This window comes from Streptomyces sp. MB09-02B, assembly GCF_033794485.1.
Taxonomy (GTDB): Bacteria; Actinomycetota; Actinomycetes; order Streptomycetales; family Streptomycetaceae; genus Streptomyces.
Genome location: NZ_JARGEE010000092.1, coordinates 1 through 24,962, shown reverse-complemented (window position 1 = coordinate 24,962; position 24,962 = coordinate 1). Strand labels below are relative to the sequence as shown.

Annotated in this window: 24 protein-coding genes; 7 read left to right on the top strand and 17 right to left on the bottom strand. The window is 71.6% G+C overall.

The genetic code is table 11. The features are described 5' to 3' along the window. Positions 1-52: 52 nt before the first annotated feature. Positions 53-2,536 (bottom strand): alpha-L-arabinofuranosidase C-terminal domain-containing protein, encoded by a 2,484-nt coding sequence (locus tag P1P70_RS15780; protein ID WP_319237627.1) that lies wholly within the window; start codon positions 2,534-2,536, stop codon positions 53-55. 172 nt (positions 2,537-2,708) lie between these two features. Between P1P70_RS15780 and P1P70_RS15775 the strand changes: the two genes are divergently transcribed. Beyond that, on the top strand, positions 2,709-3,224 hold the full coding sequence (locus P1P70_RS15775; RefSeq protein ID WP_319237625.1) for a DUF6314 family protein: 516 nt from the start codon (positions 2,709-2,711) through the stop codon (positions 3,222-3,224). Here P1P70_RS15775 and P1P70_RS15770 read toward each other — a convergent pair. The 3 genes from P1P70_RS15770 to P1P70_RS15760 all read right to left on the bottom strand — a co-directional run bounded on the left by P1P70_RS15770 (position 3,169) and on the right by P1P70_RS15760 (position 5,757). Further along, positions 3,169-3,744 (bottom strand): histidine phosphatase family protein, encoded by a 576-nt coding sequence (locus P1P70_RS15770; RefSeq protein WP_319237623.1) that lies wholly within the window; start codon positions 3,742-3,744, stop codon positions 3,169-3,171. The genes P1P70_RS15775 and P1P70_RS15770 overlap by 56 nt on opposite strands. A gap of 106 nt (positions 3,745-3,850) precedes the next feature. Further along, complete coding sequence (locus P1P70_RS15765; RefSeq protein WP_319237621.1) at positions 3,851-4,294, bottom strand: GNAT family N-acetyltransferase; 444 nt, start codon at positions 4,292-4,294, stop codon at positions 3,851-3,853. Next, positions 4,291-5,757: a PLP-dependent aminotransferase family protein gene (locus P1P70_RS15760; RefSeq protein ID WP_319237619.1), complete on the bottom strand. Its 1,467-nt coding sequence runs from the start codon at positions 5,755-5,757 to the stop codon at positions 4,291-4,293. The genes P1P70_RS15765 and P1P70_RS15760 overlap by 4 nt, the downstream gene beginning before the upstream one ends. Here P1P70_RS15760 and P1P70_RS15755 point away from each other — a divergent pair. Then, positions 5,756-6,778 carry a DMT family transporter gene (locus tag P1P70_RS15755; protein WP_319237617.1) on the top strand — a complete coding sequence of 341 codons (1,023 nt, stop codon included), beginning with the start codon at positions 5,756-5,758 and terminating at the stop codon, positions 6,776-6,778. The genes P1P70_RS15760 and P1P70_RS15755 overlap by 2 nt on opposite strands. Positions 6,779-6,865: 87 nt before the next feature. Next, complete coding sequence (locus tag P1P70_RS15750) at positions 6,866-7,060, top strand: DUF1918 domain-containing protein (RefSeq protein ID WP_045557157.1); 195 nt, start codon at positions 6,866-6,868, stop codon at positions 7,058-7,060. Between the two features lie 10 nt (positions 7,061-7,070). Here P1P70_RS15750 and P1P70_RS15745 read toward each other — a convergent pair whose 3' ends face one another. Then, positions 7,071-8,330: a glycoside hydrolase family 10 protein gene (locus P1P70_RS15745; protein WP_319237614.1), complete on the bottom strand. Its 1,260-nt coding sequence runs from the start codon at positions 8,328-8,330 to the stop codon at positions 7,071-7,073. Positions 8,331-8,507: 177 nt separating this feature from the next. On the opposite strand from P1P70_RS15745, the gene P1P70_RS15740 reads away from it, so the two are divergent. After that, positions 8,508-9,383: a 3-hydroxybutyryl-CoA dehydrogenase gene (locus P1P70_RS15740; RefSeq protein WP_319237611.1), complete on the top strand. Its 876-nt coding sequence runs from the start codon at positions 8,508-8,510 to the stop codon at positions 9,381-9,383. Between the two features lie 206 nt (positions 9,384-9,589). Further along, entirely contained in the window at positions 9,590-9,847 is a 258-nt protein-coding gene (locus tag P1P70_RS15735; protein ID WP_319237608.1) for a hypothetical protein, read from the top strand. A 27-nt stretch (positions 9,848-9,874) separates the two neighbouring features. On the opposite strand, the gene P1P70_RS15730 is transcribed toward P1P70_RS15735, so the two are convergent. The 10 genes from P1P70_RS15730 to infC all read right to left on the bottom strand — a co-directional run bounded on the left by P1P70_RS15730 (position 9,875) and on the right by infC (position 21,013). Continuing rightward, a complete protein-coding gene (locus tag P1P70_RS15730) occupies positions 9,875-10,420 on the bottom strand; it encodes an NUDIX domain-containing protein (protein ID WP_319237606.1) in 546 nt (181 codons plus the stop codon). Between the two features lie 97 nt (positions 10,421-10,517). Further along, positions 10,518-11,858 carry a transcriptional regulator gene (locus P1P70_RS15725; protein ID WP_319237604.1) on the bottom strand — a complete coding sequence of 447 codons (1,341 nt, stop codon included), beginning with the start codon at positions 11,856-11,858 and terminating at the stop codon, positions 10,518-10,520. Between the two features lie 211 nt (positions 11,859-12,069). Continuing rightward, a complete protein-coding gene (locus tag P1P70_RS15720; protein ID WP_319237602.1) occupies positions 12,070-13,086 on the bottom strand; it encodes a PP2C family protein-serine/threonine phosphatase in 1,017 nt (338 codons plus the stop codon). A gap of 253 nt (positions 13,087-13,339) precedes the next feature. Next, entirely contained in the window at positions 13,340-15,862 is a 2,523-nt protein-coding gene (gene pheT, locus P1P70_RS15715) for a phenylalanine--tRNA ligase subunit beta (protein ID WP_319237600.1), read from the bottom strand. Further along, positions 15,862-16,983, bottom strand: a complete 1,122-nt coding sequence (gene pheS, locus P1P70_RS15710) for a phenylalanine--tRNA ligase subunit alpha (protein ID WP_046916215.1) — start codon at positions 16,981-16,983, stop codon at positions 15,862-15,864. Before pheS ends, pheT begins: the two co-directional genes overlap by 1 nt. Positions 16,984-17,138: 155 nt before the next feature. Beyond that, positions 17,139-18,275: an ATP-binding protein gene (locus P1P70_RS15705; protein WP_319237598.1), complete on the bottom strand. Its 1,137-nt coding sequence runs from the start codon at positions 18,273-18,275 to the stop codon at positions 17,139-17,141. A 53-nt stretch (positions 18,276-18,328) separates the two neighbouring features. After that, complete coding sequence (locus P1P70_RS15700) at positions 18,329-19,186, bottom strand: RNA methyltransferase (RefSeq protein ID WP_319237596.1); 858 nt, start codon at positions 19,184-19,186, stop codon at positions 18,329-18,331. 284 nt (positions 19,187-19,470) lie between these two features. Continuing rightward, entirely contained in the window at positions 19,471-19,854 is a 384-nt protein-coding gene (rplT, locus tag P1P70_RS15695; protein WP_045557148.1) for a 50S ribosomal protein L20, read from the bottom strand. Positions 19,855-19,955: 101 nt separating this feature from the next. Next, positions 19,956-20,150 (bottom strand): 50S ribosomal protein L35, encoded by a 195-nt coding sequence (gene rpmI, locus P1P70_RS15690; protein ID WP_003977225.1) that lies wholly within the window; start codon positions 20,148-20,150, stop codon positions 19,956-19,958. Positions 20,151-20,281: 131 nt separating this feature from the next. Further along, on the bottom strand, positions 20,282-21,013 hold the full coding sequence (infC, locus tag P1P70_RS15685) for a translation initiation factor IF-3 (protein ID WP_196790283.1): 732 nt from the start codon (positions 21,011-21,013) through the stop codon (positions 20,282-20,284). 331 nt (positions 21,014-21,344) lie between these two features. Between infC and P1P70_RS15680 the strand changes: the two genes are divergently transcribed. Further along, positions 21,345-21,701 (top strand): DUF1844 domain-containing protein, encoded by a 357-nt coding sequence (locus tag P1P70_RS15680; RefSeq protein ID WP_033531706.1) that lies wholly within the window; start codon positions 21,345-21,347, stop codon positions 21,699-21,701. A gap of 25 nt (positions 21,702-21,726) precedes the next feature. Here the strand turns inward: P1P70_RS15680 and P1P70_RS15675 are convergent, their stop codons facing one another. After that, complete coding sequence (locus tag P1P70_RS15675) at positions 21,727-22,458, bottom strand: SseB family protein (protein ID WP_319237594.1); 732 nt, start codon at positions 22,456-22,458, stop codon at positions 21,727-21,729. Positions 22,459-22,615: 157 nt separating this feature from the next. On the opposite strand from P1P70_RS15675, the gene P1P70_RS15670 reads away from it, so the two are divergent. Further along, positions 22,616-23,707 (top strand): hypothetical protein, encoded by a 1,092-nt coding sequence (locus P1P70_RS15670; protein WP_319237593.1) that lies wholly within the window; start codon positions 22,616-22,618, stop codon positions 23,705-23,707. Between the two features lie 9 nt (positions 23,708-23,716). Here P1P70_RS15670 and mycP read toward each other — a convergent pair whose 3' ends face one another. After that, positions 23,717-24,898 (bottom strand): type VII secretion-associated serine protease mycosin, encoded by a 1,182-nt coding sequence (gene mycP / locus P1P70_RS15665; protein ID WP_319237630.1) that lies wholly within the window; start codon positions 24,896-24,898, stop codon positions 23,717-23,719. Positions 24,899-24,962 lie beyond the last annotated feature (64 nt).

Genomic DNA, 24,962 nt, shown 5'->3' with positions numbered 1-24,962 from the left:
GCGGTGACGGGGGGAGCGGGCCCGGCTCACAGAGCCCGGCCCGCTCCCCCCGTCACCGCTTCTTGATCCTCAGGAACGTCACGGAGTTCGCCGGGAACGTGTAGCTGAACTTCCTGGCCACCCCGCTGAACGTGGACTTCACCGGCGCCACCGGCGTAGCCGTCTCCGTGTTCACCGCGTCCGGCGCGGCCGTGAGCGTCGTCACGCGCGCCGTGGAGCGCACCTTCGCACCGCCGAGGTCGATCGCCGCACGCGCGGCCACCCCTTGCGCGTTGACGACCTTCAGGATCAGGTCACCCGTCTTCGCGTCCCGCGTCACGACCTGCCGGAACGGCTCCGCCGGCTTGTCGTCGGTGAAGCTTCCCCACTCCTTGCCGTCCAGCAGCAGGGTCACCTGCCGGCCGCGCACCTTGACCTCGACGTCGTACGTCCGGCCCGTCTCGATCGTGCCCGGCTTGGAGATCAGCGAGGACTTGCCGCCGTCGACGGCCTGCTCGACCGCGCTGGTGGTGTTGTTCCAGCCGCCGAGGTTCCACCAGTAGAAGTTGCCGGTGTCCTTGACGCCGAAGGCGACGAGGAAGCCCTCCTTGCCGGACTTCTTGGTGGCCTTCACCTTGAGGTCGTAGTCGTGCCAGGCGGTGTCACCGGCCGTGACCATGGTGTTCTCGGCGGCTGCGTCGGTCTGCACGTACTGGCCGTCCTGGACGCTCCAGCTGCCGCCGCCGGTGTGGTTCCACTTCGACGCGTCACCGCCGAAGTCGTCGGCGAACAGGGACGCGCCGTCGGCCGACGTCACCTTCACGTCGTCGTACGCCGCTGTCGTGGCCCACGTGGAGAGGCCGACGGCTCCGGTGATCGGACCGGTCAGCGCCGGGGTGCCGGTGGCCTTCGACGGCACCACACGGTCGCCGACGTTGTTCATGAAGAGCTTCTGCGCCTCGTAGCTGGCGGAGTTCCACGACGCGTGGTTGTTGAACCAGATCATGTCGGGGCGCCATTGCACATAGTCCTCGTTGGCGAGGAGCGGCGCGTAGGAGGCCAGTTTCACGATGTCGGCGTTGCGCTCCAGGCCGGTCATGAACGCGGCTTCGGAGAGCGCGTTCTTGAAGGCGTTGCCCTGGGAGGCGTACTCGCCGAGGAAGACTTTCGGGCCCTTCCTGTCGTACGAGTCGTAGCGGTCGTTGTTCTGGAGGAACCACTGGGGGCTGTTGTAGTAGTGCTCGTCGACCATGTCGACGTCGGCCTCACGGTTCAGCTTCCACGCGGTGTCGAAGGTGGTGCCCGTGTCGTCGGGGCCGGAGTTCGAGATCACCGTGATGTCGGGGTACTTCGCCTCGATGGCGGCCCGGAACTTCTGGAAGCGGGCGAAGAACTCGTCCGGCAGGTTCTCCTCGTTGCCAACGCCGAGGTGGGTGAGGTGGAAGGGCTTCGGGTGGCCCATCTGGGCCCGCTTCTTGCCCCACTTGCTGGTGATGGGCCCGTTGGCGAACTCGATGAGGTCCAGGGTGTCCTGGATGTGCCGCTGGAGCAGGGCCTCGTCGTCGGTGGCCTTGTTCTGGCCGCAGCCGGTGACGAGGGCGGGCACCACGGGCAGCGGCATGGCGCCGATGTCCTCGGAGAACTGGAAGTACTCGTAGTAGCCGAGGCCGTAACTCTGGTTGTAGCCCCAGAAGTTGGCGTTGGTGGCGCGCTGTTCGACGGGGCCGACGGTGTCCTTCCACTGGTACGAGCGCTGGCGCTCCCAGTTGGAGGCCTCGCTGTAGTCCTGCATGGAGCCGGTGTTGACGAGGCAGCCGCCGGGGAAGCGGACGAAGCCCGGCTTCAGTGCGGCGATCTTCTCGGCGAGGTCCTTGCGCAGGCCGTTCCTGTGCCCCTTGTAGGTGTCGCGCGGGAAGAGGGACACCTCGTCGAGGGCGACGGCGCCGGCGGAGGCGACGGTCAGACGACCGTGGGAGCTGGTCCGCGTCGCCTTGAAGGAGACCCGGTACTTGGCCCAGCCGCCCTTGACCGACACCCGCCGGGCCTCGGCGAGCGTGCCGTCGGCGTCCTGGAGGGTGACGGTCAGCGCCGTACGGCTGTCGGCGCGCGCCCACACCGAGAAGTCGTACTTCTTGCCCTCCTCGACGCGGACGCCGGTGTTGTAGCCCGCGTTGGTGACGGCCGAACCGGCGCCCAGGGAAAGGTAGTTGCGGTTGCGCTCGTGGAGTCGGCCGGCGTCGTTCACGACCTGCGCGGTGCCGTCGACGGTCCAGGAGGTGAGGGGGGTGTAGGCGCGGTTGTCGGCGGTCGAGTACTCGAAGGACCGGTTCTGCACGAGTTCGGCGTACAGACCGCCGTCGGCGGCCCGGTTGATGTCCTCGAAGAAGACGCCGTACATCGTGTCGTCGATCTTCGCGCCCTTGGCGGCCGGGTCGACGGTGATCGCGTAGTCGGTGACGTCCTCGGCGTGCGCGGGGGCCGGGACGGAGGCTGCGGCCACCAGGAAGGCGGTGGCGGTGAGGCCGAGTCTCCAACGGGTGCGGGTACTGCGTGACATGGATACTCCGCGGCTCGGGGTGGGGTCGTGAGGTGCAGGGAGTTACATGGACGAAAGGAAGTTCGTTCGACTTGCCGAACGATGATCAGCACATCGAACGGCAAGATAGGGAGGTGACCAAGACGGCGTCAACGGGTCGCACGGCACCGAAAGTCTCGGAAAAGAAGGACGGATGAGCGGTTTCCTGCCAGTCCCCGACGCGTCGGCGCATCTCCGCGGAAGGTGGCGGGTCCTACGGTCCGTGCGGGACCTGGCGAGCGGCGCGGAAGGAGAGTTCTCCGGGGCGACCGTTTTCAGCCCACTGGACGACGGCGGCCTCCTGCACCGGGAAACCGGAACTTTCGTCTGGCAGGGTGTCCCGCGTCCCGCCGAACGCACCCTGCGCTTCCTGCCGGGGGCCGCGCCCGGCGCGGCGGACGTCCGTTTCGCCGACGGCCGCCCCTTCCACGACCTGGATCTGACGACCGGGCGGTGGCGCACCGACCACCCCTGCGCCGCCGACCTCTACCGGGGCGAGTTCGAGGTGTACGACGAGGACCGCTGGCGGACGACCTGGCGGGTCGGCGGCCCCGCGAAGGACCTGCTCCTGGTCACCGACTACACCCGCGACCGGTCGGCCGGAGACCCCGCTTCTACTGCGCGGCGCCCAACCGCAGGTTCCAGCGGCCCGCGTGGCCCGCGACCGTGAGCGTCGACAGCGGACGGACGTCCATGTTCCAGTACGACGACGGCGGGGCCTTCAGGGCGTAGACCAGGGCGGCGCGCAGCACCGACGGCTCGGCCACCGCGACGACCCGTCCGCCCTCCCCCACCGGACGGGTCTCGAGCCAACCGCCTATGCGGGAGATGAAGGCCATCAGTGACTCACCACCGTGCGGGGTGGAGTGCGGGTCGGCGAGCCAGGCGTCCACGGCCGAGGGCTCCCGCGCCATGGCCTCGCCCAGCGTGAAGCCGCGCCAGCGGCCCATGTCGCAGTCCCGCAGCGCGGGCTGGGCCAGCGGCGCGTAGCCGAGGGCGTCCCCGGTGGCACGGCTGCGCGGCGTGGGCGAGCAGTAGCGCAGCTCGGCCGCCGCCAGCGGCACCAGATCGTGGGCGGCGCGCTGCACTTCGTCCCAGCCGGCCTGGTCCAGCGGCCGGTCGTCCTCGAAACGCTCCGCGAGCAGCGAGGAGCAGCGCGCGGCGGCGACGAACGTGACCCGAAGATGCATGCGGCGATGGTGGAACGGGGTTCTGCGCAGGTCAAGAGGCGTTACTCAGGAGTTACCGGGGGTACCGCGTCGGGCACTCCGGGCACGCGTCGCCGCCCTCTACCCCTCACTCGAACACCAGAGCCATCCACTGGTCGGGCTTGGCGAGCGGCTCGAACCCGAGCTTCGCGTAGAGGCCGTGCGCGTCGTGCGTGGCGAGCAGGACGCGCCGCACCCCGTACGCCCGCAGCTGGTCGCGCACGGCCGTGACCAGCGCGGTGCCGAGCCCGTTCCCGCGCGCCGACGGGGCGACGTACACGTCGCAGAGCCAGGCGAACGTGGCCCGGTCGGTCACCACCCGCGCGTACGCGACCTGCTCCCCCGAACCCACTTCGTACGCGCCGAAGTTGAGGGATCCCCGGATCGCGCTCTCCTGCTTCGCGCGGGCCCGGCCGAGGGCCCAGTAGGCGTCGGTGGACAGCCAGCGGTGGACCCGTCCGACGTCGATGCGTCCGGGATCGTCGGAGATCTCGTAGCCCTGCGGGACGGCGGGGTTCGACTCGTCGCTCATGTCAGGACGTTCGCAGTCCGGGCGCCCGCTGTCGAACCCTTTACGGCCTCCTCCAGCCGCCGCACCCCTTCCGAGATCTCGCCGGCGCCCGCGACCCCGGCGAAGCTCAACCGCAGGTGCCCGGCCGGGGGTTCGGCGCTGAAGTAGGGGCGGCCGGGGGTGACGGCGACACCCGTGCGCAGGGCGGCGGCGACCAGGGCCGCCTCGTCCGTTCCGTCGGGGAGGCGCAGCCACAGGTGGTAGCCGCCGGAGGGGAGGTGGGGCAGGGCGAGTTGGGGCAGGCGCGACCGCAGCCCGGAGGTGAGTGCGTCCCGACGGCGCTTCAACTCCCGTGAGACGGACCGGAGATGGCGGGGCCAGGCGGGCGAGCCGACGAGTTCGAGGGCGGCCTCCTGCAGGGGGCGCGGCACGAAGAAGGTGTCGACGACCTGGATGGCGCGCAGCCGCTCCAGGACCGGGCCCCGCGCGGCCAGCGCGCCGACCCGGAAGCTGGGCGAGGTCGCCTTGGTCAGCGAGGAGACGTGCACCACCACACCGTCGGGATCGTCGGCGGCCAGTGGTCGCGGCAGGGGGCCGGCGTCCTCGTGCGCCAGACGACGCACGAAGTCGTCCTCCACGACGAAGGCTCCCGCCTCGCGGGCGATCCGCAGCACCTCTCCCCTGCGGTCGGCCGTCAGGACGGCGCCGGTGGGGTTCTGGAAGAGCGGCTGGCAGACGAAGACCCGGGCGCCGGACGCCTTGAACGCGTCGGCGAGGAGGGCGGGTCTGACCCCGTCGGCGTCGACCGGGACCGGTACTGGTCGCAGCCCGGCCGCCCGGGCGATCGCCAGCATGCCGGGGTAGGTGGGCGACTCGACGAGCACGGCCGCCCCGGGCGGGGCGAGGGCGCGCAGCGCGGTGGTCAGGGCGGACTGGCCGCCCGCAGCGACGATCACCTCGGCGGCGGTGATCGCCCCGCCGATGCTCCGCGCGAACCACTCGCGCAGTTCCGGCACCCCCTCGACCGGAGGCCGCGCCCACACCCCGGGCCGGCGCCCCGCCCGGGACAGGGCTGCGCCCATCGCCTGCTCCGGCTGCAGCGACGGGTGCAGATAGCCGCCGTTGAACTCGATGACGCCGGGCGGCGGGGAGGCGAGCGAGACGAGGACCCCGGAGGCGTCGATCGTGCGGGGCGACGGCTCGGCGCTGCCGTCCGCGCTCAGCGCGACCTCCTGCCAGGAGGTGTCCCCCACCGGTGCCGTACCGCTCTCGCGTGGGCTCGCCCGGAAGGCGCCCGCCCCCGGCCGGGTCACCACCAGACCCTCTGCGGCCAGCTGCGCCAGGGCCCGTGACACGGTCACCGGGCTCACCCGGAACCGTTCGACGAGGGCACGACTGGACGGCAGCTTTCCACCCACAGAGTAGCGGTCGAGCTCTTCTCTCAGCTGTTCCGCCAGTTCCGCGACACTGCTACGCTCTTGCATGAGAGTAGAGAATAGCGCTATCGCCGAAACCTCAGTAGCGGTGGGGGGTGACCGGGAAGACACCGGACCGCAGCCGCGCACCTCGGGAACCGGTGCCATCGCCGGCCCCCGGCCCACCCCGGGCGACCACCACGCCCCCGCCGCGCCCCCGCGCGGTCACCGCCTCCGCGCCGGCGGCACGCTGCAGGCAGCCCTCGGTGTCACCGCCTTCTCCCTCACCTTCCCCGCCACCGCCTGGGGCCTGGAGGGCTTCGGCCCCTGGTCACTCGTGGCCGTGCGCAGCGCCCTGGCCGCCGTCATCGCGGGCGTGTGTCTGCTGGCGCTTCGGGTCCCCCTGCCGGGCCGTCGGCACTGGGCGGGGCTCGCGGTCGTGGCCGCCGGTGTCGTGCTGGGCTTCCCGATGCTGACCACGCTCGCGCTGCGGACCTCCACCACCGCGCACGCCGCCGTCGTGGTCGGTCTGCTCCCGCTGACGACCGCCCTGTGCTCGGCGCTGCGCATGGGCACCCGTCCCTCGCGCACCTTCTGGACCGCCGCCCTTGCCGGAGCCGCCGCGGTGCTCGCGTTCACCGTGGCCCAGAGCGGCGGCTCCCTCACCACGGCCGACCTCTGTCTCTTCGGCGCCCTGCTGGTGTGCGCGGCCGGCTACACCGAGGGCGGCCGGCTGGCCCGGGTGATGCCCGGCTGGCAGGTCATCGGCTGGGCGCTGGTGCTCTGTCTGCCGCTGAGCGTGCCGGGCGCCCTTCTGGCCCTGTCGTACGAACCGGCGCAGCTGACCGCGCACAGCGTGGCCGGGCTGGTGTGGGTGGCGGCCGGGTCCCAGTTCCTGGGGCTCGTCGTCTGGTACCGGGGCATGGCGGCGATCGGCATACCGAAGGCCAGCCAGTTGCAGCTGGCGCAGCCGCTGCTCACACTGGTGTGGTCGGTGCTGCTCCTCGGCGAGCAGCTCACCCCGGCCGCGCCCCTGACGGCGGCCGCGGTACTGGTCTGCATCGCGGTCACCCAGCGCTCGTCCGCCTGAGCCCGTACGCGACCGGTGCAACCGGCGCCGCCCGCAACAGACTGCGGTCACGGACCGCCACTCCCGTGCGAGACGAGGAGGCCCCCGATGCAGGCAGCCAAAGGCGACACCCTGTTGGTGCACGGCAGGACCGTCGGGCACCACGACCGGACCGCGGAGGTCCTGGAGGTGCTCGGCCAGAACGGGAATCCGCCCTACCGGGTCAGGTTCGACGACGGGCACGAGGCGCTGATGTCCCCGGGCCCGGACACGGTCGTCCGTCACCTCGGGGACACCGAGTAGCGGGTCTTCGTCAGCGCGGTGGTTCCGCCGGCCGCTGGTAGTGGTCGGCGACCACGCGTGCCATCGCGCCGATCTTGTCGAGGCCGACTTCCTTGGCCGAGAAGAAGACGTGTCCGCGTGCCTCGGGAACGTCGCGGGCCAGGGTGAGGTGCCGCGAGAGTTCGGCCGGGTCCTGCCAGGACGCGGGCTGGGCCGGGTCGCCCGCTTTGTAGAGGGCCTCCCCGAGGTACAGCCGCGTCCCGCTGCCCCGGGCGGTCTCCGCCCACCAGGGCAGCAGCTTGGCGTAGTCGGCGGCGGTGAAGCCGATGTTCCAGTACAGCTGGGGGACGATGTAGTCGATCCAGTTCTCCCGGACCCATTTCCGGGTGTCCGCGTGCAGGTCGTCGTAGGTCTGCACGCCCGCCCGGGTGTCCGAGCCCGACGCGTCGGTCGCGGCGTTGCGCCACACGCCGAAGGGGCTGATCCCGAACTGGGTGCCGGGGCGGATCGCCTTGATCTGGGCCGCCGTCTCCCGCACCAGCAGGTCGATGTTGTCGCGCCGCCAGGCTGCCCGGTTGGGGAAGCTCGCCCCGTACCGGTCGTAGGCCGCGTCGTCGTCGAAGACCTGCCCGGCCACCGGGTACGGATAGAAGTAGTCGTCGAAGTGCACGGCGTCCACGGCGTACCTGCGTACGGCGTCGAGCATGGCCTTCTCCACGAAGGCGCGGACGGCGGGGATGCCGGGGTTGTAGTACAGCTTGCCGCCGTAGGGGACGACCCAGTCGGGGTTCTGCCTCGCCGGATGGGAGGCGACCAGCCGGCTCGGGTCGGTGTGGACGGCGACCCGGTACGGGTTGAACCAGGCGTGCAGTTCGAGGCCCCGGGCGTGCGCCTCCTGGACGGCCGTGCCCAGCGGGTCCCAGCCGGGGTCCTTGCCCTGGGTGCCGGTGAGGTACTGGGACCAGGGCTCGTGCGGGGAGGGCCAGAGGGCGTCGGCGCTGGGGCGGACCTGGAAGATCACCGCGTTGAGGCGGCGGTCCACCGCGGTGTCGAGGTGGGCGAGGAGTTCCGCGCGCTGTCGGGCGGCGGTCAGCCCGGCCTTCGAGGGCCAGTCCCGGTTGAGGACGGAGGCCAGCCACATGCCGCGCAGCTCGCCCTCGCCGGCCCTGCGGCGCGGGCTCGGCTCGCCGCCGGCGATGGCGGTGCCCGCCGCCACCCCGCCCGCCGCCACGACGGTCGCCGCGGCGGTCGCCCAGAAGGCCCGCCGTGACATCCGTGGCTTCCGATGCATCCTCGTACCTCCGCCTGCCGCGTCACGCGTGTCCGCCCCGGCGCGGACCGATCCCGGACCAGCCTTCCATGTGACACCCGGAATACTGATCAGTAGGCGTCGCGGGTAACGTGCAGGTTTGGCGCAGTCCCCCACCAGGGGTATCTGCCGGCCACGAAAACCACTGAAAGGGACGATGTGACGGACATCCCGGCGGGAGACATTGCACGCGTCGGAGTCGTGGGCTGCGGCCAGATGGGAGCGGGCATCGCCGAGGTGTGCGCCCGCGCCGGCCTGGACGTCAAGGTCGCCGAGACCACCGGCGAAGCCCTGGAGATCGGCCGTACCCGGCTGTTCAACTCCCTGTCCAAGGCCGCCGAGCGCGGCAAGATCACCGAGGCGGAGCGGGACGACACCCAGGCGCGCCTGAGCTTCACCACCGATCTCGGCGAGTTCGCCGACCGTGACCTCGTCATCGAGGCGGTCGTGGAGAACGAGCAGGTGAAGACGGAGATTTTCCAGGTGCTCGACCAGGTGGTGACCCGCCCGGACGCGATCCTCGCCTCCAACACCTCCTCGATCCCGCTGGTGAAGCTCGCGGTCGCCACCTCGCGGCCGGACCATGTCATCGGCATCCACTTCTTCAACCCGGCCCCGGTGCAGCAGCTCGTCGAGCTGATCCCGGCGCTGACCACCTCCGAGGGCACGCTCAGCCGGGCGCAGCTGTTCGCCGAGAAGGTGCTCGGCAAGCACGCCGTACGGGCCCAGGACCGCTCGGGCTTCGTCGTCAACGCGCTGCTGGTGCCGTACCTGCTCTCCGCGATCCGGATGTTCGAGTCGGGCATCGCGGGCCGCGAGGACATCGACAACGGCATGGAGCTGGGCTGCGCCCACCCGATGGGGCCGCTGAAGCTGTCCGACCTGATCGGCCTGGACACCATCGTCTCCATCGCCAACAGCATGTACGAGGAGTACAAGGAACCGCTGTACGCCGCTCCCCCGCTGCTGCAGCGCATGGTGGACGCGGGGCGGCTGGGCCGGAAGTCGGGGTCGGGCTTCTACGCCTACGCCTGATCCCCCGACCGCCCGACTACGCACGGTCAGTTCCCTTTCGCGCACGGGCCCGGCACCGGAGACGGTGCCGGGCCCGTCGTATTCACACACCGTGTGCGCGGTCCGCACGCATATGCCGTTCGCACACTCTCCCCACCCGCCCACCAGGCGAGTTGACTTCACGTGCGCATGCAAGGGATGGGACGACTACAGAAAGGAGCGGACTCGTGGCCATCGACCCCGAGCATCCCGTGCTCCACGGCGAACTCGCAGAGTTACGCCGCCGTCTGGACGTGGCACACGCGCGCGTCGAAGGCGGGCACACCCTGCTGAGCCACCGCGCCGAACAGACCGCCAAGGAGCTGGACGACCTGAGCGCGCGGGTCGTCGCCCTGGAACACGCCCGCTGGCCGCTGCCCGCGGTGGCGGCCCTCACGGCCCTGGGCGCCCTGGTGGTGTCCGTCTGGCAGGTGCTGGGCCGTTAGGGTCCCTCGGGCGGGACGCGCGGGAATTCAGGGCTTGGCGTCCTGCCCGAGTCGTAGATGGTGCAGCAGGAGCAGGGCGGCCGCCATGTTGGCGGCCGGGACCTCGCCGCGGGCGACCATGTCGGGGACGAGCTTGAGGGGAACCCATTCCCGACGGTCCGATTCGAAGTCGTCCACGGGGTGACCGACGTACGCCCCCTCGTCGGCCCAGTAGATGTGGTGCCGGGCGTCGGCGAGCCCGTTGGAGGGCTCGACACTCATCAGGTGGTGCAGGGGTCCCGGCCGCCATCCGGTCTCCTCCTCCAGTTCGCGGGCGGCCGCCTCGGCGATGGCTTCGCCGTCCTCGACGACGCCCGCCGCGAGCTCCCAGCCCCAGCTGTCGGTGATGAAGCGGTGCCGCCACAGGAGCAGCACCTCGTTCGCCTCGTTGACCACCGTGGCCACGGCGACAGGCCGCAGCCGTATCAGGAAGTGGTCGAGGTGCCGCCCGTCCGGCAGCGCCACATCCGCGAGATTGACGCTGAACCAGCGGTTCGAATACACAGTTTGTTCGCTCTGTTTCGTCCACTGCACGGTTCTGCCACCTTCCGCCGAGTAAGTGGCAATATCGCAGCAGAAGCTTGGTGACAGCAGGCGCACAGCCGGTGCACGGCCGCGCCCCGGGACGGTGTCAGAGCGGTACGCGCAGCGCCCCGTCGATGAGTTCGGCGGCCTCGGAGGTCCCCGCGCAGCCGCTGCGCACGAGGTGTTCGCGGACCGCCCGCAGTCTGTCACGCAGGCGCATGGACTCCATTCCGCGCGCCCGCTCGGCCATTTCGACGGCGGTGGCCACCGCCTTGTCCGCGTTGCCCTGTCGCAGTTCGATCTGGCTGAACATCGCGAGCCGGTGCACCCGCCCCCGGTCGTGCGCCGGGGTGTCGACGGCCGCCGCGGCGTGCTCCGCCGCGGCCGTCAGGTCACCGAGGCTGAGCAGTGCCTCCGCCACCTGTACGTTCACCAGGCCGGGTTGGACATAGCCGGTCTCATCGGGTTCGTACCCGCGCCGGATGCGCTCGGCGGCCTGCTCCGCCCGCCGGATGCAGGACAGCGCGCCCGTGCCGTCGCCCAGGTGCGCGTACGCCTTCGCCTGCATCGCGTACAGATCGGAGGCGAGCGCCGGAGTGATGTCAGTGCCGGCCGTGCGCAGGGCCGCCTCGGCGAAGGCCACGGCCTGCCGGTACTCCCGCATGAAGAGCGACTGGTTGACGAGGAGCGCGATCACATACGCCCCGAGTCCCCGGTCCCCACTGGCCTTGGCCAGCCGCAGCGCCTGGTGGAAGTAGCGCTGGGCCAGGCCGTGGGCGTCGGAGTCGTACGCGCAGATCCCGGCGATCGCGACCAACCCCCCGGTGGCCCGGTGCAGTTGGCGTCCGGTGGCGTCGGTGTAGCTGCCCCGCAGCAGCGGCGCGGCCTCGGCGTTGAGGAAGCCGACGATTCGGGTGCGGGTCGCGACGCCGCCGGCCTTGCGGTACAGCTGCTCGTAGTGCGTCCGGGCCGCGCGCAGCATCTCGATGTCGGCCATGCTGACGCGGTGCCGTCCGCCCCGGGAGACGTCGACGTCCTCCGGCGGGTTCTCCCACTCCCAGACGGGCATCACGGCGGGCGTCCCGGTGACGGCGGGGGCGCCGAGGACATGGGGGCGCTGCTGTTCGTCGGAGCGCCACAGGGCGGTGGCGCGCTCCACGAAACCGGAGAGCCCGGCACCGTGCGGGGAGGCGGCCTCGCCCGGCACGCCGAGCCCGATGTCGTCGAGGGTGACGGTCCGGCGCAGCCGCCCGGCGAGCACCTCACAGATCAGGTCGGGCACCTGTCCGCGCGGCCGCTGCCCCTTCAACCACCGTGCCACGGCGGTGTGTTCGTACCTCAGCGCCAGCCCCCGGGCCCGTCCCGCCTGGTTGACGTGGGCGGCGAGACCGGCGTGGGAGATACCGGCCTCGTCGAGGATCGCGTCGAGCAGGGTGTTGGGCTGCATGGAGGCCCTCCGGTGGCTCGGTGCCGGCGCATCGCAGCGTAGCGCCTCCCTCTTCACACGGGGTGTGACGGGAACGGCCGAATTCGGGCTGTGTGCGCGCTGTCGCAGAGAGTTTCGGACAGGTTGACTGGGATCCCTCGCCAAGAGGCCGGCCGGGCCGCCGGCTCCCCCTCGTACAGTGCGGTGGCCCTGCCGGGCGGAACGGGGACGACTACGGGGTGGGGGCGACTGGTGGGACGTCGACTGCGGGTCGTTGGTGGCTGGTCGCGCCCCGCGGCGGAGCCGCAGATTCATGCAGCGCCGCGCCCCTGAAGACAAGTGGGCGGTCGTTGCGGAGTACCAGTATCGCGATGTCGTCCTTGGGCCTTCCCGCCGTGTGGCGGAGGAGTTGCGTGAAGACGGCTCGGAGTACCGACTGGGGAGCGATGGGACGGCCGCGTACGGCTTCCCTCAGCGCGACCGTCAGAGGAAAGAAACGCCCTTGGCTGTCCCTCGCGTCCTCCACGCCGTCCGTGTGGAGGAACAGGGCCTCGCCGGGGAGGAGTTGGCCGCAGGCGGTGACCGGGAGTTCGGCGGGGAGCGGGAAGAGGCCTAGCGGGGGCAGCGGGTCGGCGCGGGCGAGGGGTACCGCTCGGTCGACGCCGAGCAGGTAGGGCCAGGGATGGCCGCAGTTGAGGGCGTGGAGTTCGCCGTCGGGGCTGATCTCCAGCAGGAGGACGGTGACGAAGTCCTCGGTGTCCTCGGTGCGGGCGCGGTCCCGGAGGTGGCGGGCGAGGGCGCGGTCGAGGCGGGCGAGGACTCCGGCGAGTTCGGCCTCGTCGTGGACGGCCTCGCGGAAGCTGCCGAGGACGGCGGCGACGGTCCCGATCGCGGCGAGCCCGTGACCGCGTACGTCGCCCATCACCACCCGTACACCGTGCTCGGTGGCGATCACCTCGTACAGGTCGCCGCCGACGGTCGCGCCCCGGTCGGCGGAGAGCTGGGCGACGGCGGTGGCGAGCCCGTCGATCCGTGCGGGCAGCGGCCTGAGCAGCACGCTCTGCGCGACGCCGGCGACCTCGCGCGCCTGCCGCACTTCCCGCAGCATCCTCCGTCTGACGTGGAGCATCAGCCCGGTGCCGGCGGCGAGGACCACGGCACCCCCGACGATCCCGGCGCCGAACCGGCCGGAGAGACGGCGCCCCCGGGACCACGCCCGACGAGGGGCCCCAGCCCTGTTTCGAATCATGCCGTTGGCCCCCCATCAGGCCCGGACAGCGCGTAAGGCCCAGAAAGGCCGGTCCGATTCTGTCCACAGAGCGCCCGGATGGGGGCGATCACTCACCATTGTCACCCGAATGAGTGAGGTGACCACAACGGGGGGCATGGGGGGGCATCAGGGCTCGCCCCCCATGCCCCCCAGGGGCGCGGGGAACTGCGCAGCGAGCCACGAACGACCCGCGGCCGCCGTACGAACCGCAGTCCCCCACCCCTCAGGTGCCCTAACTACGCAGCACGGCCCCCGTGCGCTCGCCCGCGAGGGCGACCGCCGCGTCCCGGGCCGCCGACGCCTCGTCCACGGTCAGCGTGCGGTCCGCGGCCCGGAAGCGCAGCGCGTACGCCAGCGACTTCCGCCCGTCGCCCAGCTGCTCCGCGTTCTCGTAGACGTCGAACAGCCGGATGCCCTCCAGGAGTTCACCCGCGCCCTCACGCAGCGCGGCCTCCACGTCGGCGTGCGGCACGAACGCGTCGACGACGAGCGCGACGTCCTGCGTGGCGACAGGGAACGTGGAGATGCTCGGCGCCTGCGGGCTGCTGCCCCCCACCTGCTCAAGGGCGTCCAGGTCGATCTCCATCGCGGCCGTCCTGGCCGGCAGCCCGAGCGCCTTGAGGACACGCGGGTGCAGCTCACCGGCGTGGCCGACGACCCGCTCGGTGCCGTCGGCGACGACCACGAACTCGGCGCAGCGCCCCGGGTGCCACGGCCCGTACTGGCCCTTGCGGACGACCAGTTCGGCACCGGCCTCGCGGGCGACCGCGCGACCCGCCTCGACGGTGTCGGCCCAGTCGGCCGGGCGGCCCCTGCCCCACCAGCCGGCCTGCTCGCGGGCCCCGGCGACGACGACGGCGGCGTGGCGCGGCTGTTCGGGCAGCGCGGCGTTGAGCGTCGCGATCTCCTCGTCGGTGGGCCGGCGATCCACCGGCAGCGCGACGGCGACACGCTGCTCCGCACGGGGGAGGAAGACCAGGCCGGTCTCGAACAGGGCGAGGTCGTGCGTGCCCCGGCCGTCGTTGCGCCGCAGCGCACCCAGCAGACCCGGCAGCAGCGAGGTCCGCAGCGCGGGCTCCTCGTCGTTGAGCGGGTTGGTGAGTTTCACGACGCGGCGGGCCGGGTCGTCCGCCTCCAGACCGAGCTGGTCGAAGACCTGCTCGCCGATGAACGGGTAGTTCGGTGCCTCGACGTAACCGGCTCCGGCCAGCGCCCGGCCGACCCTGCGGTGCAGCCGCTGCCGGTGGGTGAGGCCACGGCCCGAGGGGGGCTTGGGGAGCGTGGAGGGCAGGTTCTCGTAGCCCTCCAGACGGATGACCTCCTCGGCGAGGTCGTTGATCTCGGCGAGGTCGGGCCGCCAGGACGGCACGGTGACGAGCAGCTCGTCCTGGCCGTAGACGTCGCAGCCCACCTCCTGGAGACGGCGTACGACGGTCTCGCGGCCGTACACGACGCCCGCGACGCTGTCCGGGTGGTCCGCCGGCATGGTGATGGTGTGTGGCGCGGACGGGGTGGTCACCTCGGTGACGCCCGCGTCGGCCGTGCCGCCGGCCAGGAGCACCAGCAGGTCGACGGTGCGCTGGGCGGCGGCCGCCGCGGCCAGCGGGTCGACGCCCCGCTCGAAGCGGCGGGAGGCCTCCGACGACAGCTTGTGCCGGCGGGCCGTGCGCGCGATGGCGACCTGATCGAAGTGGGCGGCCTCGATGACGACGTCCGTGGACGCGTTCCCGCCGTTCTCGGTGGCGTCGTGGTCCGCGATCTCCGTGTCGGCGCCGCCCATGACACCGGCGAGGCCGATGGGGCCGCGCTCGTCGGTGATCACCAGGTCCTCGGCGTGCAGGGTACGCGTGGTGCCGTCGAGGGTGACGATCTTCTCGCCCTCCTCGGCCCGGCGCACACCGATCGTGCCCTGGACGAGGGAGCGGTCGTAGGCGTGCAGCGGCTGGCCCAGCTCCATCATCACGTAGTTGGTGATGTCGACGGCGAGCGAGATCGGGCGCATGCCGACCTTCTGCAGCCGGCGCTTGAGCCAGATCGGGGAGCGCGCCTCGGGGTCGAGACCGGTGACGGTGCGGGCGGTGAAGCGGTCGCAGCCGAGCGGGTCGGAGACCTGGACGGGGTGCCCGAACGCGTTCGGGCCGGGGACGTCGAGGAGGGCGGGGTCGCGCAGCGGCAGGCCGTAGGCGATGGCGGTCTCGCGGGCGACGCCCCGGATCGACAGGCAGTCGCCGCGGTTGGCGGTGACGGCGATGTCGAGGACCTCGTCGACGAGTTCGAGCAGCTCGATCGCGTCCTTGCCGACCTCGGTCTCCGGCGGCAGCACGATGATGCCCTTGGTGCCGTCGTCGCCCATGCCCAGTTCGTCGCTGGAGCAGATCATGCCGTGCGAGTTGCGGCCGTAGGTCTTGCGGGCGGAGATGGCGAAGCCGCCGGGCAGTTCGGCGCCGGGGAGGACGACCACGACCTTGTCGCCGACGGCGAAGTTGCGGGCGCCGCAGACGATCTCCTGCGGCTCCCCTGTGCCGTTGGCCGTGCCGACGTCGACGGTGCAGAAGCGGATGGGCTTCTTGAACTCCGTCAGCTCCTCGATGGTCAGCACCTGACCGACGACGAGGGGGCCCTTGAGGCCGTCGCCGAGCTGCTCGACCGTCTCGACCTCGAGTCCGGCGGAGATGAGCTTGGCCTGGACGTCACGGCCGGTCTGGGTGGCCGGCAGGTCGACGTACTCCCGCAGCCAGGAAAGCGGGACGCGCATCAGATCTCCATCCCGAACGGCCGGGTGAACCGGACGTCACCCTCGACCATGTCTCGCATGTCTTCGACGTTGTGGCGGAACATCAGCATTCGCTCGATGCCGAACCCGAAGGCGAATCCGCTGTACTTCTCGGGGTCGACGCCGCAGGCGGTGAGGACCTTGGGGTTGACCATGCCGCAGCCGCCGAGCTCGATCCAGCCTTCGCTGGAGCAGGTGCGGCAGGGACGGTCGGGGTTGCCGACGGACTCGCCGCGGCAGACGTAGCAGACCATGTCCATCTCGGCGGACGGCTCGGTGAACGGGAAGAAGTTCGGCCGCAGCCGGGTCTTCATCCCCTCGCCGAACAGCGCCTGGACCATGTGGTCCATGGTCCCCTTGAGGTCGGCCATGGTGAGGCCCTCGTCGACGGCCAGCAGCTCGACCTGACGGAAGACCGGGGTGTGCGTGGCGTCCAGCTCGTCGGTGCGGTAGACGACACCGGGACAGATCACGTAGACCGGCAGCTCACGGCTGAGCAGCGAGCGGATCTGCACGGGCGAGGTGTGGGTGCGCAGCACGACGCCGGACTCGGTGCCGCCCTCGGGCCCTTGCACGAAGAAGGTGTCGGCCTCGCCGCGGGCCGGGTGGTCCGGGCCGATGTTGAGCGCGTCGAAGTTGAACCACTCGGCCTCGACCTGCGGGCCCTCGGCGACCTCGTAGCCCATGGCCACGAAGACGTCCTCGATGCGCTCCGACAGGGTGGTGAGGGGGTGGCGGGCGCCGGCCGGTACGCGGTCGTACGGCAGGGTGACGTCCACGGCCTCCTCGACGAGCACCCGGGCGTCGCGCTCGGCCTCCAGCTCGCTCTGGCGGGCGGCGAGGCCCTTGTTCACCGCTCCCCGGGCCTGGCCGACGAGCTTGCCGGCGGCGGCCTTGGCCTGCGGGGGCAGCGCGCCGATCTCGCGGTTGGCGAGGGCCAGCGGGGAGGTGCCCCCGGTGTGGGCGACCTTGGCCTCCTGGAGCGCGTCGAGGGAGTCCGCGGCGGCGAAGGCGGCGAGCGCCTCGTCCCGCATGCGCTCGATCTCTTCCGGTTTCAAGGCCTCGACCTCTACAGGGTCGTACGACTTATTCGGTGCCGACATCTCTTCCCGTGCTTCCGATTGTCCCCCAGCTGACGCTGGGAGGTGCCCCCAGGCGGATGGTCCCCGTGACCGGCGCTCAGAGCCGTATGCAGGACACAAAGGTGCCAAAGGCCGAGTCTAACGGGGTGGAGGTGTTGCGAACGCGCCCGTGGTGCTCAGGCCAGGTAGGCCGGCGCCGCCACGGGCAACGTAAATCGGAACTCGGCACCGCCGCCGGGGGCGCGGCCGACGGTGATGGTGCCGCCGTGGGCTTCGACGATGCCCTTGACGATGTACAGCCCGAGGCCGGTGCCGCCGCGCTTGCTGCCCCGCCAGAAGCGGGTGAAGACGCGGTTCATGGACTCCTCCGGAATGCCACTGCCCTCGTCGCTCACCGTGACCGACGTGGCGGTGTCCTCGCCCTCCCGGGGGGACGCTGTGGCCGTGACGTCAATAGTGACGGTTCCCTCGCCGTGCCGCACCGCATTTTCCAGCAGGTTGCTCAGCACCTGGTCGATCTTGTCCGGGTCGGCCCAGAGATCGGGCAGCGGCTGCTCGATCCGCAGCAGGAACCGGTCTGCGGGCTGTCCGGCGGCGACGTAGGCCTGGATGTGCCGTCCGACGGCAGCCCCGATGTCGACGGGCTGCCTGCGTACTTCGAGCCGCCCCGAGTCGATCCGCGAGATGTCGAGCAGCTCGGCGATGAGCCGGGTGACCCGGTTGGCGTCGGCGTCGACGGTCTCCAGCATGAGCTTCTTCTGGTCGTCCGTGAACCGCTCCCACTTGGCGAGCAGCGTCGCGGTGAACCCCTTGACCGACGTCAGGGGTGAGCGCAGTTCGTGCGCCACGGTGGCGATCAGCTCCGCGTGACTGCGCTCGGTGCGGCGCCGGGCCTCGGTGTCCCGCAGCGAGACGACGACCCGGCGGACGGGTCCGGTGGGTTCGCTGCGGATGTAGCGGGCCGATACGAGGATCTCGCGTGCCCCGGGCAGCAGCAGGTTCCGCTCGGGCTGTCCGACCCGGATGGCGAGCCCCCCGTACGGGTCCGTCAGCTGCCACCAGCGGCGGCCTTCGAGGTCTTCTAAGGGGAGGGCCCATTCGAGGGGGCGGCCGAGGGCGTCGGCGGCGGGGGTGGCGGTGATCCGGGCTGCGGCGGCGTTGAAGCAGATCACGCGGCCGCTCTCGTCGGCCACGACCAGTCCGTCGGGGAGGTCGTCGGGGTCGATGCCCAGTTCGGCGAGATCACCCTGCCGGGCCGCGGATGTGGCGCGCACGTCCCGTGCCACCGGTGTGCCGCTGGTGCCGACCCTCATCCCCGTACCCCACCTCTCGCGTTGTGCAGTGGGCCCCCGAGCCCGTCACCCTACTAGCTGGGCGTGACGGTGCGGCACCCTCCGAAGGCGCGCTGTGCACGGGCGGACGCGTAGAGACATACGGCGGCGGCGGTCGCCAGGTTCAGGCTCTCCGCCTTTCCGTGGATCGGTACGCGGACGACGGCGTCGGCCAGCGCCCGGGTCTCCTCGGGCAGCCCCCAGGCCTCGTTGCCGAACACCCAGGCGGTGGGCCCGCCCATGGCGCCCTTGTCGAGTTCGTCGTCGAGGTCGTCCTGTCCCGCGCCGTCGGCGGCGAGGACGCGTACGCCGATGCCCTTGAGTCCCGCGACGGCCTCTTCCACGGGCACGCCTACGGCCACCGGCAGATGGAACAGCGACCCGACGGAGGCGCGCACGGCCTTGGGGTTGTAGAGGTCCACGGAGGCGTCGGTGAGCACGACGGCCTCCGCTCCGGCGGCGTCGGCGCACCGCAGGACGGTGCCGGCGTTGCCGGGGTCGCGGACATGGGCGAGGACGGCGACGAGCGTCGGCCGCGCGGCGAGGATCTCGTCGAAGGGGGTGTCGAGGAAGCGGCAGATCCCGACGAGGCCCTGCGGGGTGACGGTGGTGGAGATGTCGGCGATGACGGCCTCGTCGGCGAGGTGGACGCGGGCGCCGGCGGCGCGGGCGTCTCCGACGATGTCGGCGTAGCGCTCCGCGGCGTCGGGCGTGGCGAACAGCTCGACCAGGGTGGGTGTGCCGTTCGCCCGGTGCCCGGCGGCCTCCCGTACGGCTTGCGGTCCCTCCGCGAGGAACAGCCGGTCCTTGCCCCGGAAGTTCCGCTTCGCCAGCCGGCGGGCCGCGGCGACGCGGGCGGACCGGGGGGAGATCAACTCGGGGACGGCGGGCATGGGTCACCTTTGGATCGGAGAGCTCGGGGGGTTCGGTACGTCAGCGAGTGCGGGCCGGTGGGGCTTCTCGCGCAGTTCCCCGCGTCCCCCTGCGGGCCTGAAAAGACCACGGCCCTGCGGGCCTGAAAAGCACGGGGCGCAGCCCCTGCTTTTCGGGGGGCGCGGGGAACTGCGCGAGAAGCCCCACCGGAGGCGCACCCGACGACGCACCCCAAAAAACCCGGGCCCACAGGCATCTTGCACCTGCGGGCCCGGGTCATACGCGGCTCAGGCCGGCGCGAGCGTCACGCCGCCTTGGGCGCGTTGACGTCCGCCGGCAGCGCCTTCTGCGCGACCTCGACCAGCGCGGCGAACGCGGGCGCGTCGTTGACGGCCAGCTCCGCGAGGATCTTGCGGTCGACCTCGATGTTCGCGGCCTTCAGACCCTGGATGAGGCGGTTGTACGTCATGCCGTTCTGGCGGGCCGCAGCGTTGATGCGCTGGATCCACAGCTGACGGAAGTCGCCCTTGCGCTTCTTGCGGTCGTTGTAGTTGTAGACCAGCGAGTGGGTGACCTGCTCCTTGGCCTTGCGGTACAGGCGCGAACGCTGACCGCGGTAGCCGGAGGCCTGCTCGAGGATCGCCCGGCGCTTCTTGTGGGCGTTGACTGCCCGCTTGACGCGTGCCACTTTTTAACTCCTTGTAGCGGGGCCGTGGTTGTCGTCACACGACCCGAAATCGATGGGGTCCCGGTCCTGACGTACGACGCTCACGAGGGGCGCCGTGTACGTCACTTGCCGAGAAGCTTCTTGATCTTCGCGGCGTCGCCCGGGGCCATCTCGGCGTTGCCGGTGAGGCGACGCGTCACGCGGGACGACTTGTGCTCGAGCAGGTGGCGCTTGCCGGCGCGCTCGCGGAGCACCTTGCCGGAGCCGGTGATCTTGAAGCGCTTGCTGGCACCGCTGTGCGACTTGTTCTTCGGCATAGCGCCGTTCTCTCCTCGTCAGTGGCGCTCCGGTGCCCGGTCGCTAAACCGGGCACGACGGAACGTCATTTCTATCGGTTGACACCCTGGACAGGTGTCCAGGGCTTCCCCCGGACTCGCGTCCCGGGGACTTACGCCTCGGCAGGCTCCTCGGCCGGCGCCTCGGCTTCGACGTGCTCCACGTCGGAGTGCTCGGCGTCGGCGGCGTTCTGCGACTTGCCGGGGTTGGCCTTCGCTTCCGCCTTCCGGGCTTCCTGCGCCTGACGGGCCTCGGCCATCGCCTCGGTCTTCTTCTTGTGCGGACCGAGGACCATGATCATGTTTCGGCCGTCCTGCTTCGGGTTCGACTCGACGAACCCGAGGTCCTCGACGTCCGACGCGAGACGCTGCAGCAGTCGGTAGCCCAGCTCGGGCCGGGACTGCTCGCGACCACGGAACATGATCGTGATCTTGACCTTGTCGCCCTGCTTGAGGAACCGGACGACGTGACCCTTCTTGGTGTCATAGTCGTGCGGGTCGATCTTCGGCCGGAGCTTCATCTCCTTGATGACCGTGTGCGCCTGGTTCTTGCGCGCCTCACGGGCCTTCATGGCCGACTCGTACTTGAACTTCCCGTAGTCCATGAGCTTGCAGACCGGCGGACGGGCGTTCGCGGCCACCTCGACGAGGTCGAGGTCGTACTCCTGCGCAAGCTCCAGGGCCTTGGCAAGCGGAACAATTCCGACCTGCTCGCCGCTGGGACCGACAAGTCGCACCTCGGGAACGCGAATCCGGTCGTTGATGCGGGGCTCGGCGCTGATGGATCCTCCTCGGTAGCACCACACGACGGTCTGGCGGACCGCCGCGTCATGTCTGGTTGACATCAGGACCAACCACCGGGAGCCATGAAAAATGCCCCTGACGGAACACAGGCGGGGCTCCATGAACTGCCGGAGCACCGCCGCGGGTGTGCCGCGGGGCGCAATATCGGACGACTCCACCGTCCGTACGGAACGGTGGGGGCCGTCTGACCGGTGACCTGCCGTCCCTGAGGACAGTCAGGTGGGAGTGCGGAGCCTCCACTTGCGGGCCGGGCACACAGGTGTCCAGCCGGTCTTTGACACCACCATACCGGGTTCAAACCTGACGTGCCAATCGGGCTGCGGCGGACTCCCGCAGGTCGGGAGGTACGCGCCGGGGCCTATCGTGTGGGGCATGAGTGAGACCCCTCCTGAGAACCCCGACTTCGACTCGATGACCCGCGACATCGCCGAGGTCCCCGCGGTCGAGGTGATCGTGACGGTCGCCGTCAACCTGATGAGCGCCGCCGCGGTGAAGCTCGGTCTGACCGAGGAGGGCGACAAGTACAAGGACCTGGACGAGGCCCGCAAGTTGGTCACCGCCCTCGCCGGTCTGCTGGACGCGTCCGCGACCGAGATCAGCTCGTTCCACGCGGCCCCGCTGCGCGACGGCCTGAAGTCGCTGCAGCTGGCGTTCCGCGAGGCGTCGCTCGTCCCGGACGAGCCGGGCCAGGGCCCGGGCGAGAAGTACACGGGCCCGATCTACGGCTAGCCCCCTTCAGGGCCGTAGTCGACGGCTACGCCCGTACGTACAAGGGCTCGCCCGGTGGTGTCGCCCCGGCCGGCAGCAGTGCCAGGTCGAGGCCGCGCACCAGGCGGGCCCTCAGTGTCTCGTCGGCGGCGAGGCGCCCGGCGACGGACCGCGCGGTCTCGGCCGGGGGCGCGGTCGCGTCGATGACCAGGGCCAGGGTGCCGTCGGCCTGGCCGGGGCCGAGGTGGGCACGGAGCACGGCCGGCTCGGCGGCGACGGCGGAACGTACGGCGTCGCGGACCGCGGGGTCGGCGAGCGGGTCGGTGGTGGTGCGTCCCTCGGCGAGCGCGAGCAGGGCGCGGCCGGTCAGCTCGTAGGGGACGGGGCCGGCCAGGTCGAGGACGATCGTGTCGGCCTTCTCGTGCGCGGCGGCCTGCAGGGCCTGGTGCAGCGGTACGGCGACGGGGCGGGCGGCGGGGTCCCAGCGGGCGAGGCTGTCCGTGGAGGTGAAGGCGGGCAGGGCGGTGCGGCCGCCGGCCTTGAGGGTGGGCACGGCCATGTCGCTGGTCTTCTCGCGGCGCAGCCCGTTCTCGTCCGTTTCCACCTCGCCGAGCACGGCCACGACGGGCACGAGCAGTCGGGCGCCCTTGAGCGCTTCGAGGACGGGGCCCACGGCGGTCCGGTCCTCGGCCCAGGCGGCGAGAGCGGCGCTCAGCCGGGGGTCGGCGGAGCCGTCGTCGTCGGAGAAGCCGGGGTCGGGAATGTTCTTGTTCGCCACGGTCGTCGACCCTATCGGGGGAAGTAGCCCGGGCGATCGGCAGGGCGGCGGGCGGGAAACCTGCCCGTCACCTCCCTCACGGTTTTCTCAGCCATCCCTGACGAGCATTTAACAAGCGCCTCACCACACGCACAGTGCGGCCCAGAACCATCGCGGCATGCCCCGTCGCAGAGCCCGTCGCCGCGCCCGTACGTCCGGGCGCCGTCCCCTCCTCCACCTCGCGCTCGCCTCTCTCGTCCTGGTGGGCGGCACGGGCGTCGGGACGGTGTTCATGCGGGCTCAGGCGCAGGACCGCAGTGCCTCGGCCGTATCGTCGTCGGGGCCGTCGGTACCCTCGTCGACGGCCGGTGAGGAGGCTTCGGTGACGGCCGGTGAGGAGGCTTCGGTGGAACCGGTGGCGGTGCCCGAGGTGGATCGCGACGAACTGCTCGCGACGGCCATGGCGGAGGTGACCGTCGAGGACGGGGCCGCGATCTCCGTCGCTGTGCTCGACATGGCCTCCGGGGACTCGGCGGCGTACGGGGACGCCCGGTTCGACACCGCGAGCATCGTCAAGCTGAACATCCTGGCGGCGCTGCTGCTCCAGGCGCAGGACGCGGACCGCCGGCTCACCGCGCAGGAGCGGACGTACGCCTCGGTGATGATCCGCGACAGCGACAACGGCTCCGCGACGGCGCTGTGGAGGGCCATCGGGCAGGCGGCCGGCCTGGACGCGGCGAACGAGCGGTTCGGGCTGACGGCGACCGAGGGCGGCGACGGGCTGTACTGGGGGCTCACCCGGACCACGGCGGCCGATCAACTCGTCCTGCTGCGGCAGGTGTTCGGGGACGACGGCACCTCCGAGCTGAGCGCGGCCTCAAGGGCGTACGTCCAGGATTTGATGGGGCGGATCGCCGAGGGCCAGGACTGGGGTGTCTCGGCGGCGGCGACGGGTGGGGCCTCGGGGTCCGGCTTCGCCCTGAAGAACGGGTGGCTGCCCCGTACCGCCACCGGGTTGTGGGACATCAACAGCGTCGGCCGGGTCGCGGCGGACGGGCGGGAGTATCTGGTCGCCGTGGTGTCCGACGGTCACACGACGAAGGCGAAGGGGATCTCGTCGGTCGAGGCGGCGGCGAAGGCGGCGGTGTCGGTCTTCGCGGGCACGGAGGACACGGCCGGTACGGAGGACGCGGCGGGTACGGCGGGGGTGGCGGACGCGGCGGGGGCGGCGGGTGCGGCGGAGGCGGCGGGGGTGGCCACCGGCTCGTAGGCGCGGGCGTCAGACGATGAACTCGTCGGGGCGGCCGCGGCCCCGGCCGCGCCAGATCAGTACCGCCGTGATCAGCAGGACCACGCCGAGGCCGCCCGCGGCGGGGGCCGTCCAGCCGTCGGTCGGATCCTCCTCCTCGACCGGGTCCGGGCCCGAGCCGAAGTACCGGCCGCCGTACGAGGCGGCCTTGAGGTCGTCCGGTTCGAGCTTGCCGCCCTCCTCGACGGCGGCGGCCGGGTCGACGAACCCGAAGCCTCTGGAGTCGTCGCGGCCGCCGACCGGTGCTTCGCGCGCGGTCTCCTCCAGGAGGCGTTTGACCTGCGCGGGGGTCAGGCCCGGGTGGGCCGCCCTGACGAGGGCGACGGCGCCGGAGACGAAGGCCGCGGCGGCGCTGGTGCCCCAGCCCTCGTAGTACTTGCGGTCCGGGTCGGCGATGACGACGTCCATGCCGGGGGCGCTCACGGTGGCGTACCAGCGGCGGGTGGAGAACGGGGCGCGGTCGCCGTCCTCGTCGACCGCGGTCACGGCTATCACGCCCGGGTAGGCCGCCGGGTAGGAGACGTGGTCGCCCTTCTCGCCGCCGTTGCCGGCGGAGGCGACGACGATCGATCCCTTCGCCAGGGCGTACTGGACGGCGGCGTCCTCGGAGGGTTCCGGGTGGGCGGACTCGGAGTCGTCGCCGAGGGAGAGGTTGATGACGTCGACGCCCTGGTCGGCGGCCCAGCGGATGCCGTCGGCGAGGGCGTTGCCACGGGTGCTGCGGGCCTTGGAGCGGGACGGGTCGCCGTCCTCGAGGATCACGCGGACGGGCAGGATCTTGGCCTCGGGGGCGATGCCGAGGACGCCTTCGGAGCGGTTCACGCCGTGTCCGTGGCCGGCGATGATGCCGGCCATGGCGGTGCCGTGGCGGGCCCAGGAGCGGTCGCCGCGCGAGGCCCCGAAGCCGACCATGTCCTTCGTCGGCAGGACGTTGCCGGCTAGGTCGGGATGTTCGTCGTCGACGCCCGTGTCGAGCACGGCGACGGTGATCCCGGCGCCCTTCGTCGTACGCCAGGCCTCCTGCGTGCGCATGGCGTCCAACGCCCACTGCTGGTCCCGGATGCCGTCGGCATGCGCGGCGGTGGACGGCAGGAGCGCCAGGGAGGCGGCGAGGGGGACGCTGAGAAGACCGGACCGCAGACCGGACCGCAGACGCCGGCGCGCGCCGCGCCGAACGGCCTCGGCGGCACGGGGGGGCGCGGGGGCGGTACGCGCG